The organism is Rhizobium sp. B21/90 (assembly GCF_019355815.1).
Classification (GTDB): Bacteria; Pseudomonadota; Alphaproteobacteria; order Rhizobiales; family Rhizobiaceae; genus Rhizobium; species Rhizobium rhododendri.
Genome location: NZ_CP072164.1, coordinates 352,844 through 364,420, shown reverse-complemented (window position 1 = coordinate 364,420; position 11,577 = coordinate 352,844). Strand labels below are relative to the sequence as shown.

At 53.6% G+C, this 11,577-nt stretch carries 9 protein-coding genes and 2 pseudogenes; 7 read left to right on the top strand and 4 right to left on the bottom strand.

The genetic code is table 11. The features are described from left to right. Positions 1–43: 43 nt before the first annotated feature. The gene (gene sfnG, locus J5278_RS27565; RefSeq protein WP_219259292.1) at positions 44–1,144 is read right to left on the bottom strand and encodes a dimethylsulfone monooxygenase SfnG; all 1,101 of its coding nucleotides are present in this window, start codon (positions 1,142–1,144) and stop codon (positions 44–46) included. Positions 1,145–1,520: 376 nt separating this feature from the next. Here sfnG and J5278_RS31390 point away from each other — a divergent pair. Beyond that, positions 1,521–1,640 (top strand): annotated as a pseudogene (locus J5278_RS31390) (type IV secretory system conjugative DNA transfer family protein); the annotation flags it as partial. Between the two features lie 34 nt (positions 1,641–1,674). Here the strand turns inward: J5278_RS31390 and J5278_RS27555 are convergent. Then, positions 1,675–3,108 (bottom strand): protein kinase, encoded by a 1,434-nt coding sequence (locus J5278_RS27555; protein ID WP_219259288.1) that lies wholly within the window; start codon positions 3,106–3,108, stop codon positions 1,675–1,677. A 420-nt stretch (positions 3,109–3,528) separates the two neighbouring features. On the opposite strand from J5278_RS27555, the gene J5278_RS27550 reads away from it, so the two are divergent. The 6 genes from J5278_RS27550 (at position 3,529) to J5278_RS27525 (ending at position 10,551) form a co-directional block, all read left to right on the top strand. Then, positions 3,529–4,602 (top strand): PP2C family serine/threonine-protein phosphatase, encoded by a 1,074-nt coding sequence (locus J5278_RS27550; protein WP_219259278.1) that lies wholly within the window; start codon positions 3,529–3,531, stop codon positions 4,600–4,602. Positions 4,603–4,636: 34 nt separating this feature from the next. Continuing rightward, on the top strand, positions 4,637–5,635 hold the full coding sequence (locus J5278_RS27545) for a serine/threonine-protein kinase (protein WP_219259276.1): 999 nt from the start codon (positions 4,637–4,639) through the stop codon (positions 5,633–5,635). After that, the gene (locus tag J5278_RS27540) at positions 5,632–6,702 is read left to right on the top strand and encodes a serine/threonine-protein kinase (RefSeq protein ID WP_219259274.1); all 1,071 of its coding nucleotides are present in this window, start codon (positions 5,632–5,634) and stop codon (positions 6,700–6,702) included. Before J5278_RS27545 ends, J5278_RS27540 begins: the two co-directional genes overlap by 4 nt. 295 nt (positions 6,703–6,997) lie before the next feature. After that, on the top strand, positions 6,998–8,059 hold the full coding sequence (locus J5278_RS27535; protein WP_219259273.1) for an ABC-three component system protein: 1,062 nt from the start codon (positions 6,998–7,000) through the stop codon (positions 8,057–8,059). Then, complete coding sequence (locus tag J5278_RS27530; protein WP_219259270.1) at positions 8,059–8,550, top strand: three component ABC system middle component; 492 nt, start codon at positions 8,059–8,061, stop codon at positions 8,548–8,550. The genes J5278_RS27535 and J5278_RS27530 overlap by 1 nt, the downstream gene beginning before the upstream one ends. Then, complete coding sequence (locus J5278_RS27525) at positions 8,551–10,551, top strand: DUF3732 domain-containing protein (protein ID WP_219259268.1); 2,001 nt, start codon at positions 8,551–8,553, stop codon at positions 10,549–10,551. 30 nt (positions 10,552–10,581) lie between these two features. Here the strand turns inward: J5278_RS27525 and J5278_RS27520 are convergent. Together J5278_RS27520 and J5278_RS27515 are read right to left on the bottom strand one after the other, a co-directional pair. After that, a pseudogene (locus tag J5278_RS27520) lies at positions 10,582–10,866 on the bottom strand (helix-turn-helix domain-containing protein); the annotation flags it as partial. 82 nt (positions 10,867–10,948) lie between these two features. Continuing rightward, the gene (locus tag J5278_RS27515; protein WP_219259266.1) at positions 10,949–11,512 is read right to left on the bottom strand and encodes a hypothetical protein; all 564 of its coding nucleotides are present in this window, start codon (positions 11,510–11,512) and stop codon (positions 10,949–10,951) included. Positions 11,513–11,577: the final 65 nt, after the last annotated feature.

The following is an 11,577-nucleotide window of genomic DNA, read 5'->3' as shown; positions in this document are numbered from 1 at the left end:
GTTGAACGGGTCGCCTGCCGGCGACCCATTGCAGTGAAGCTAATTACTCGGCCGCGATGGCGGGTGCGCTTTCCCGCGCTTCTAGCTCGCGAACAAGCGGGAGCACTTGCTTGCCAAAATACTCGACTTCCTCCTGGAAGTGCAGGAAGGCAAGCAGGATCAGATCCGCGCCGGCCCGCTTCAGGGCGACGATGCGCTCGGCCACCTGTCGCGGCGTTCCGATGAGGTTGGAGCGAAAGCCGTCATTGTACTGAACAAGGTCGTCGAAGCTCGACTTGGCCCAGTTTCCTTCGCCTTCAGGAGAAGACTTGCCGGCGTTCTTGACCTCGTGGCCGAATGCATTGACGGCTTCCGGGTTTGCCTTTTCGATAATCTCAGCAAGTACGGCTTTGGCTTCCTCTTCCGTTTCACGAACGATTGCAAAGGCGTTGACGCCGACACGGACGAAATGGTTGTCGGCTCTGGCCTTGCCCTGGATGTCGTCAACCTGCCTGGCAATCTCTTCCGGTGTATTTCCGTTGGTGAAATACCAGTCCGACACGCGGGACGCCATGTCTCGGGCTGCGCGCGATGATCCTCCCTGAAAAATTTCAGGCTGCGGATCGAGCGGCTTGGGCTTCAGCGAATATTCGTTGAAACGATAGAAATCGCCTCTGAATGTAAAGTTGTCTTCTGTCCAGATGCCGCGCAGCGCACGGATGAACTCTTCCGATCGGCGATAGCGCTCGTCATGATCGAGCCAATGCTCGCCGATGGCGTGGAACTCGCCGCGGAACCAGCCGCTGACGATGTTGACCGCGACGCGCCCGTTTGTCAGGTGGTTGATGGTCGCAATCTGCTTGGCCGCGAGAGCTGGGTTCCATGGCCCCGGCAGGAGGGCGGCGATCACCTTCAGCGTCGTCGTGGATTCGAGCAGCGAGTGGCTGAAAGCCACCGACTCATGCTGGAATTCTGCGCCGTAACCGGCGGTGAAGCGAATCTGGCTCAAGGCGTACTCAAAGCCGCTGGCCTCGGCGATTTGCGCAAGTTTGCGATTGTACTCGATGGTCCAGCTCGTCCGCTGTTCGATGTTGGAAATGACCAAGCCGCCCGAGACGTTTGGAACCCAATAGGCGAATTTGAGAGCGTCTCTTGACTGCGACATAACTAGCTTCCTCCGGTCACCTGCGCCGTCGATGCGGCGCTATAAGCTGTGGAGGCTATAATCTAGTAAAATAATAGAGTTTGAAAACAAACTTCTCCCAATAGTTTCTGGAAATGGAGTTTCTTCAGGCGCTTTGGTCTCGCAAATTTTGGAATAAAAATCTAATGAACGAGTCTGCAGGATACGAACTTCTTTCACTGATAGGCGATATCTGCGTAGGCGTAAGGTCGAACTTCTCATAGCTTCCGTAGGGTTAGAACACAGGCTACGTTTACCGTGTTTTGAAGGGAACCGAACCGTCGACCCTATAATTTTTTAAACTCGTAGTGTCCGGATTTCACATATGTTTCAACAAGTTCGTTTGTATACGGGCGCCGCTACGATTAACGATCCGGAAACCACCGACTACATCTCTCGACGCTACGGTACGACCACGGTCGAGATCGACCGGGTCAGCCGCAGATATGAAATCACGCGTCACGCAGGGCCGCGTTCAACCTGCTGCGGCTAAGACACCTGCCGAACAGAGTTTAGGCTCGTGACGCTTTCTCCCAGAAGTACCGGGCGCCTCGTCCCATGTCGTGTTTGAACTCCGCCTCGCTCATTTTCTCGTGGCGGGCGTCATAGGTCGCACTGTTATGATTATAGGGCGAGCTGGTGCTGAACAATACCATCGTGCCTTTCAGGTACCTTACGACGCTTCTGGAACCCTCTGGAAGCTTCCGCTCGTGATCAAAGCGATACTCGTAAACATCGGGATGGTCATACTGTCCGGGAAGAAGCTCGGATAGATATTCCAGGTATCCTTGCGACCCGACAACACCGAGGCCTGTAGCGGCGACGGGTTCTGCCTCAAGACGCAAGTAGTCCCAGTTCGGGTCAAGACCAAATGACACATAGGTGAGCTTTGTGGGCTTCAACAGAACCGCGAAGTCTGTGTCCAGGTCGATGAACCCTGGTTCCGCAGCGCGCCGAATGGCCCTTAACGTCATGCCGCCGCCATCGGGGAAAAACAGATGATTGAGACTGGGCACTTTGGCGATCTCGGATAGCACTGTGACGATCGCGTCTGGGTCAGTCCAAGTTGCCTCCTCCGGCGTCTGCCGGGGGAAGAACTTCTCGGCAAACTCCCTCCACTCGTAAGCGTTCTGCAACTGAAAATCATCGATAACCTTCAACCATTCGGCGAGCCGCATCACAACCTCTGTGATCGATGGGCGTGCGAGCGGGTCGTGCTGAGTGCAATCGGAGAGCAGCTTGTCCAGGACCGTCGTGTATTGGCCACCCATGAAGTTCTTCAGGCCCACGTTCGACTCGGCGATGTACGGTCCATCAAAGCCAAGGGGCTTTCCAGTGAGAAGGATCCAAAGTGTCTTTGCGAATGAGAAGACGTCGGCAGGAAGGCCATCTGCACCAGCCGCCTCTCGCCGCATCTCCGGCGCCATCGTGAACTTTGCGCCCACATCGCGCCTTTCAGGTGTGATCGGTGCAAGATCTGGATATTTGACTAGACCGAAGTCGGAAAAGCAGAGGCGCCCATTGAGGCCGAGAAGGTTTTCAGGCTTGATATCTCTGTGGGCGATATGAAGACCATGCAGATTTTCCAATGTTTGGCCGAGGCGAACGAACTCTGTAACGATGGCCTTGCTATCGGCATTGTGAAAGAACTCCCTGCTGGGTTGAGCGACAGGCATTGCGTACCAGGGTCTTGCGCCTTTGCCTTTCGAAAAATCCGACTCGAGCATCGGAATAATCCCGTTCATGTCACCGAGCTTTTGAAGCGCGGAGATCTCATTGCGAAATCGCCCATAGGTCTCATCTTTGAGGTTGCGGAGGATCTTGATGGCTCCTTCGTAACCATCGCTATGTCGCGCCATCCAGACGTCGGCGTTACCACCAGCGTCAATATTCTCGATCAGCGTCCACGATGCGAAAGAATCTCCAGGTTTCGGTTGGCCGCTCATGTGATCTCTTTCGATGGAGTAAGGTTTGGACTGCAATATAGCCAGTTCGTCGAGTCGACAATTCAGGCGTTGCACCACCCGGCACAGGTCCACGTCTATCCTGGGGCAGGGAAGTAACCGAAGCCTCGCGCCGTGACCGGGTGTAAGCCTTGCTGAAATGACTGCATCCTTGAGAGGAATGCCCAACGTCATCTCCGCACAGTTTCCACCCTAGTCCACTTTCCGATACCTTCCTCGTTCCGAGGACGGCCTACAACCGTTAAAAACTTGATAAAATTGCAAGATTGGCCTTGTCCACAGCGACCAACGCTTTAAAGTTGCACGTTGAGCAGCAACTGACAGTAAGCTGTGAAACATTTGGAACGAGCGTGACTACGCGTTTGGGCCGAGTTGCGGCGCGAGCAGGATCAGGAGGTGTATTTGCGGCAGAAGTTAGAAACATGGCTGTCTCGAAACGTGCCTGATCGCGCCATCAGTCAGGCTTTCGACTTGCCTGCCGTCGTCCTCACTACAGATGTCGGGCTACAGCGTAGTGAAAACCAAGACCGGGTGGCTGCCCTATCCATGGAAGACACCAATGGCAATCGGCTCCTCGTAGCAGCCGTGGCCGATGGTATGGGCGGCATGCGCGAAGGTGCCAAATGCGCCACGCTCGCCATGACCAATTTCCTTATCACCCTTGCAACGCATCACGGCCCTGTCCAGCAAAAAATTTATCAAGCAGTATCCGCCGCCAATGAATCGGTATTCAGATTTGCGGGCGGCAAAGGTGGCGCGACGCTGTCTGCTGTAGTTTTGGGTGGCGGCGGCGCTGCATTCGTCGCTCATGTAGGCGACAGCAGAGTTTACAGCTTCGGCCCCAACATGCGCGTCGAACGGCTCACGAAAGATGACTCCTTAGCAGAAGCAGTTGGTGGGCACGGGCGGGAACTCCTCCAATTCATTGGGATGGGGCCAGAAATGCAGCCGTTCATAAGCGAGATTCCTAGTGGATCAAAAAATCTCGCGATCACGAGCGACGGCATACATTATATCGAAACACTAACGCTGCAAACGGTGTTGGCTAACTCGCCTACTGTTAGAAGCGCCGCAGAGCGGCTTTCCGCACTAGCGCGCTGGTGCGGCGGGCCTGACAATGCCTCTGGCGCCTTCGTTGACCTTTCAATGTTAGCTTCGGAAAGCCCAGCAGTTCAGCAAGACCTTCTGCAAGTGTGGGATCCAAACGGCAGCCTCTGTTTTAGTCTGGAGTCGGCGGGTCCGGCCGCGTCAAGACCTTTCTCTCAGGCGACCCTAACGACCCGCGACCGCATTGAGGATGTGGATAAGACCGCGGGAAGACCACAAGTGGCCACACGCAGCAGCAGGCCTGCAGGCAACAAGAATAAAAACAACAACAAGGGCAAGAAGAAGGAGAGCTTTGCGAAAGAGGACATTCAGCTCGAGATAAAAATTGAGGGGAATTTGGGAGAGGACAGCGGTGATAATCACGAATAGATATCAGCCCACTGGTAATTCTGACGCTGGAGGAATGGGCGAAATTCTTGAATGCACAGACCTCCACCTAAAGCGGCAGGTGGTCGTAAAGCGACTTCAGCTGGGTATAGATGAGAGGCGCTTGCTCGATGAACAGAAGGCCTTAGCCAAAGTCCGTTCCAAGCATGTGGTTCAGCTACACGATATCGTGGATATCGGAACTCCTCAACGGCCTCAAAAAGCAATTGTGTTGGAATATATAGCTGGCGCCAATCTCGCTATCGGCGCATTTGCCCCGGATCGCAACTACCTCGGTGTCATATGGCAAATCGCTTGCGGACTGAAGGATATTCACGATGCGGGGGTGATTCATCGAGACATCAAACCGAACAACATCCGCCTAGACAGCGAAGGCGTTGTCAAGATCATCGATTTTGGACTTGCCCGATCTCGCGACGATGCTCGAACACGGGGAGTAGTTGGAACCCCCGTGTTTATGGCACCAGAACTCTGGGGCAGCGACACAGTAAGCTTCAACAATTCGATTGACGTCTATGCTTTCGGCGTGACGGCGCTGGCCCTCTTAAATCAACATGTTCCGGCTGAGCTGGCCGTAATGCCACCAAGACCAGTGTCTGTTCCTGCGCTGGTGAGCGCATTCCCGACGGTCCCGAATGAGATAATGGCGACACTCGTTGCTTGTCTTGATCATGCCTCGGCGAAACGCCCGACAATGGTCGCAGTTCAAAGGATAATTGAACGCAGATTGCTTGAAAACGCACACCGCGCGCTCGTCGTCATGGACGGAAAGATACACCAGCTGGACGATAAGCGGCGGAAGATATCACTCAACGCAGGCACGGTCGGCGCTATAGCAATCGAATACAACGGCTACGAATTCGTGATTATTTCTGTAAGCGGTAACGTTTTCATCAACAACGGAGTTGCGAATTCCGGCTCCCCTATGCCGGGATGCTGCGTGATAACCTTCGGGGTTGGTTCAAACCGGAGATTTGTCACATTCGATGTGTCGCATCCAGAGGTCATGCCATGAGAGTAGATCAGGTAATATCGAGTCGATACCGCATTAAAGGGACGATCGGCAGTGGAGGGATGCAGGATGTATACCTTGCCGAGGACCAGTTGTTAGGCGTCGACGTTGCGCTAAAGACGCCGCAGCCCGGGCAGCAGAACAAGCGCTTTTCGCAAAGCGCCATCATTGCCGCCAAAGTTAACCACCACAATGTCGCAAAAACGCTCGACTATATCGAAGAAGATGGAAGGTTGTATCTTATTGAAGAATATGTTCCAGGAGAAACACTTGATAGCAAGTTAGCTCGTTTTGGCGCAGTCGACCCACACCTTTCTGCAAGAGTCTTTCATCATTTGTCAAAAGGTGTAGCAGCATCACATCACGCGGGCGTGGTGCATCGAGATCTTAAACCAAGTAATGTGATTGCGGAGCCCGGGGTTAATCTTCACCACTTAAAGATCACCGACTTCGGGATCGCCACGCTTACCGCAGAGGTCTTTGCTGACGCTGCCAAAGATGGTGATCTCACGCGATCAACATCTGGCACGATTAGGGGGGCTCTGCCGTTCATGGCGCCTGAGATGATGTTTCGCGCTCCCGGCGATCATCCCGGACCTGAAGCGGACATCTGGTCGCTTGGAGCGATGATGTTCAAAATCATGACGGTCATCTACCCGTTTGGCGTCTATTTACAGGCAGCCGTCAATGTGCAGACACGCAATCGTGCCCCATGGCCAGCCTTTATGACGAGTAACGCTCAATACCAGCCGCTTGCCTTGGAACTGCAGTCCATCGTCGAGGCGTGCCTTTCGTACGCACCCGACGACCGGCCTACCGCAGACGATCTTGTCCAACAAATTTCGGGCGTCTGCTACATCAATGTCCATCGAAGTGAGGGGGAAATAAACAATCTTATCCAGAATGGATACAGTGGCTTTATCGACGAAGGGGGTGCCCCAGTCTTTTTTAGTATGGAGAGCGTTTATGGAGAAAGGCGTCCCTCGGTGCGAACCAACAGCAGAGTTTGTTATTCGAAGTTTCCTGGCTCCCCACGGCATCGTGGCCATCCGATTGTTGTAATAGACTAACTGCACGCATTACCGATTCACCGACACGGCAATGGCTATATCTTTGGGGTTGGCCAAACCAAGAGACGACGCAATCAACGCCGCTTTTGTTGTGAAAATTGGGTTTTGGTGCCTAAACCAAGCCGTAAGTATTTGAATACCAAATTTGCTTTCGTCATACTTAGTCGATCCAAGACGATGTGGGGAAAAGGTGGGTCTAGCTCCGAGAACAGATCATACCGCAGCACCGCAAGCGTCAGGCTATCTCCTGCAGCTTGAACGGGCCCTGTACCACCTGAGCCGAGCAGATCATGACGTGACAATTGCGGTCGAGCGTTTCGACGACGTTGCACAGCTCAAAAATGGCCTCCCAGTTATTCAAGAGCAGGATAAGAACAGTGTTAAAAACCGAACTGATTTGCTAGGTGATCGGAGTACGGCGCTCTGGCGAACCCTTCAAATTTGGTTGCACCAGTATCGCGATACCGGACTTTTTTGTGATCGATACCTACTCGTGACAAACGTAAGGATCGAAGACGGTGTAGCCTCTATGTGGAAGGGGAACGCTGACACCACCGCGACTCCGGCACATATAGTCGAGGCACTCAGGACGATCAGTAAGACGAAGTCGAAAGCCAAAATCGTCAAAACCATGCAGGATGTTTTGTCTGCTGACGACATCGTTCTGACAATGCTCGCCAGCCGCATCGAACTCATTGATGGTTTCACTCTCGCAAGTGCCCGCCAAGAGATGATAAATGGCTTCGCGCTTCACCCAGGGTTGGATCAGCAACAAATACTCGATTTTCTTTTGGGTTGGGTGACGCGGGTTCTCAAAGAAGCATGGGACATGGGTCAGCCCGGATTAATCTCGCGGCTGGCGTGCATTCGACAATGCCGCGAAATCGAGGCGTCACTCGCCCGGCAGAGGTTCTTACCTCGTGCAGCACGCGATGTGTTGATCGCAGTCAACGAGCGAAATCGAGCACTAGCTCGCCCATTCGCTGAGCACCTTCGACGAATCGAAGCGGATGACGATGATCTTTTGCAGGCAGTCGAACATTTCGTACAGTTCAATATTGAGAAGCACCGACTTAGCGCAGATGGGGATGTAGCGGATCGAGAGTGGCAAGATCGCGGAGATCGGCTGATCACGCGATGGCGCAATATAATGAAGAATACGACGCGAGTGCATCGCGATCTTAGGCCTGTGGAGGTAGGCCAAAGGATCTTATCGGAAGCGACGTATTTCCATTGCGAGCCGCTAGGAGGCCAAAGCTGCAGTGAAATCTATATGACATCGGGCCATTATCACCGCCTCGCCGACGATGACGAAGTATGGTGGCATCCAAGCTACCGCACAACCGGAGAAGCTTGATGCGTGCAAACCATGAAGAACTCATATTGCGTAACCCAGTACTTGGCGCGTGCCTATTCTGGCAGTTTGCTAAGACATTCGCGGAGAGTCGCGACGACTACTACCCCACCCTCCCTCTGTTTTTTATCGTAGAAGCAATGCTTTTCCATAAGCCAACTGTCGACAAAGCCTATCGCATGAACTTTGAGAGCGGGATCCTGAAAGCCATCTCCGACCGACCAGACATAATTGCTGGTCTGCAATCTCGAATGGAAAATTATTCCAAATCCACATTGCTGACGCTCCAAGTCGCTGCCAGCGCCAAGCTTTTGTCTCGCGTCGCAAGTGACGGGATGCCATCATTTAGGGCTATTGGGAACGAACTTCCCCGAGAATTGCGGAGACCAGAGAGCCCGGTGACAGAAATGCTGGCCGCCTCCAAACGTCTAGGTGCGTGGTTTGCTTCAGAATCGTCTTTGACAGTCCAACGCCATCTTAGGGTGGAGTTTTAGATGAAGCTTTTTATCAAACAGATAGTCATCTGGCCTGTTGATCTAAATCATAAGCCCCGTGTTGTGGACTTTGATATCGACAAGATCAGCGTCATCAGCGGGTGGAGCTCAACCGGGAAGTCGTCGGTCATTTCGATCATCGACTACGTCCTCGGTGCCAAACATTGTACGATACCCGTAGGAGAAATTAGAGACCATGCCTCTTGGTATGGTCTACTCTTGGAAACGAGCGCCGGTTCTATAAGGCTTGCGCGTAAAAAACCCGATGGCCGGCAGGTAGACAATTCGTATTGGCTCCAAGAGGGCCCCGATACTGAGGCCCCTCTGCCGATCTTGCCGGTGGCGACGACAAATGCAGATCGTATCCGTGGGATGATGGACGCTCTCTCCGGTCTATCGGACTTGCGCCTAGATCCCGAGCAGACGCGAGGGTTCACCGAGCGCGCGTCGTTTCGCGACATGGCGGCGTTCAATTTCTTGCCGCAACACATCGTGGCAAATCCGTACACTCTCTTCTTCAAGGCGGACTCCAGCGAGCACCGGGAGAAGCTTCGAAACGTCCTACCCTTGGCACTAGGCATTATTTCGAACTCCGACATTGAGCGGTCCCATCGAATACAAATGCTCCGAGAGGAAATACGGAAGCAGGAGGCCGATCTACGTACTCGACGAACGGGAGTCGAGAATTGGCGTGCGAATGCGACGGGAGCCTTCTACCGAGCGCAAGAGTTAAACCTTTTGCCGCCAGGAGACCCGCCTTCTGATCTGAGGGAGATTGTTGAGCTACTACGGAAAATGGTGGACAACGCGGGCGCGGTGGTCCCTGCGGCTGGCCGCGTCTCTGCGTCAGTTGAACGCCTCGAGGCTATTCGAAGCCAAGAGAAAGAATTTGAATCCACGATCTCATCGCAGCGTCGTCGCCTACGGCGTCTCAAGAGTTTGAGACGATCAGTATCCGATTACGCAGCTGTCCTTGAAGACCAGCAGGCTAGGGTCAAGGGATCTGGTTGGTTTCTCGAGCATGTCGAAGCTAGTGCATGCGTTTTGTGTGGATCTGCCACGACTGAAGCGCATACTCACCTCAAGGAACTGGTTGGACCAATCCGCGAACTTACGGAGCTCACCGCTGGAGCTGAAGCAACGTCACCTATGGTTGATAGCGAGATCATTGGTATTCAGCGCGGCTTGCTGGCAGACGAGAGGGCAATGCTGCAGCTTCGGAGGACGCGCCAGGAGTTTGAAGCGACCGTTGAATCTGAGCAAGGTCATACTCAAACCCTTGAAGGCGTTTACCGATTCCTCGGAAGCACCGAGCAAGCGCTCAAGATTTTGGGCGATGTCGAAGGCGAGGACGGGCTCGTAAAAAAAATCGCGGATCTCGAGGATGAGTTAGAGCGCCTGAAGAAGCAGTCGGACGATAAAACGCGAAGAGACCGGGAAGCCGCCGTTCGCAGAGCAATCTCGGACTACATCGCGAAATTTGTCGGTGCTTTGGCTGTCACCGGCGCGACAGGTACCCCGCTGCTTGATGAAAAAGAACTGAACGTCAAGTTTATGCGCGATGGCGCAAGTCGCCCCGACTTCCTCTGGGAGATCGGCAGCGGCGAGAACTGGATGGCCTATCATTTGGCGGCGCTTCTGGCCCTTCATGGGATATTCCTGAGGCGTAAGGGAGACAATCCCGTGCCTACATTCCTAATTATCGACCAGCCCAGCCAAGTCTACTTTCCCAGTGATACGTTCGAGGAGTTTATTGAAGGGAAAGCCAGCAACAATGCGACCTCGCAGCGCCGCCCGCGTCGTCATCTTGACGACTTGGAAAGCACCAAAAGCATCTTCAGTGCCCTTTCCCGTGCTCAAAAGAGCTTCAAAGGCCGGCTTCAAATTATCGTCCTTGACCACGCCGACGAAAAGGCCTGGGGTCAACATGATAACATATTCGAGGCCGGCAACTGGCGTGGGGAGAAGGATTTCTTGATTCCAGTATCGTGGTTGCCTTGACAAGCGCCCTAGAGGATATTGGCTGGTAACTCAAATAATAGCCCACGCTCGAAACCTCCCCCTTCCCGTCATCTCCCTGAGCCCCAACTCCAAAACAATTCGCCGCGCCGCCTGCGGCGTCACATCAAGCGTATTGGCCACCATCCCGGCCGACACCAAGGGCCGAGCCATCACCAGCTCGACCAGCTCCGGCAGTTTGGAAGACGGCCGCCGCCCGTGCATTTTTCGGTCCATCATCGTTTTCGCCAGCGTCAGCCGGTCATGCTCTTTCAGCCCAACCTCGGCGGCGGTCAGAGGCCATTGTGCGATCGACAGATGCGCTTCTCAGTCCGAGGCTTGCTAGTGGCCAAATGGGCGTGAGTGATGAAGCCGGCGGATTCACGATCGAGGACGCCCGCTATCCGGAGATCGTAGCGTGAAGAGGTTGAACTTCTCTTTCGCCTTTTTCGATTACGTGTAGGAGCAAAACAAGATGCTCATCAAGTTGGTCAATCGCTACAAGCCACTGCTGCGCATTCATTGAAATAATACTGCTTGCCACCTGGGCAGCGAAATCATTGTACTGCATAAGAAGTCTCACGAGATGGATACACGTTGGGCCCGCCACATCGCCCAAAATGAAAAGCTTGTCGGTATATCTGTCCATCATTGCAGGAATCGGTAAATATGTTTTGTACTGAACGGTTGCGGCAATCGACTGCCCAACCAATTGGCCAAATTCAGCTTTAAGGCCCGCGATGTTAGCTCTGGCCGTGTCGACACTTTCGCGAAGCATTTGAATTTCTGGATAAATGGCAACAACGAGTGATTTGATTTCCAGTCTATCTCGCCGCCTGACAACCGCGTCAGACCTGACAATCGCGATCACACTGATCACAAGTGCGATAAGCGCTGCTGCGGCTTGGAGCCATGCAGAGAGAAATTGAGGAGTGACAACCCATCGATCGAGAACGGCTGACATTTATGTTTTCACTCCTGTACCAAGTTTCTACCATGCTCGAGCGTCCGAGAAGGGCGTGAAGCCTT

Coding starts and splice junctions, on each gene's coding strand:
- J5278_RS27540 (WP_219259274.1), top strand. CDS start 5,632: ATGAGAGTAGATCAGGTAATATCGAGTCGATACCGCATTAAAGGGACG.
- J5278_RS27545 (WP_219259276.1), top strand. CDS start 4,637: ATGGGCGAAATTCTTGAATGCACAGACCTCCACCTAAAGCGGCAGGTG.
- J5278_RS27530 (WP_219259270.1), top strand. CDS start 8,059: ATGCGTGCAAACCATGAAGAACTCATATTGCGTAACCCAGTACTTGGC.
- J5278_RS27525 (WP_219259268.1), top strand. CDS start 8,551: ATGAAGCTTTTTATCAAACAGATAGTCATCTGGCCTGTTGATCTAAAT.
- J5278_RS27515 (WP_219259266.1), bottom strand. CDS start 11,512: ATGTCAGCCGTTCTCGATCGATGGGTTGTCACTCCTCAATTTCTCTCT.
- J5278_RS27555 (WP_219259288.1), bottom strand. CDS start 3,108: ATGAGCGGCCAACCGAAACCTGGAGATTCTTTCGCATCGTGGACGCTG.
- sfnG (WP_219259292.1), bottom strand. CDS start 1,144: ATGTCGCAGTCAAGAGACGCTCTCAAATTCGCCTATTGGGTTCCAAAC.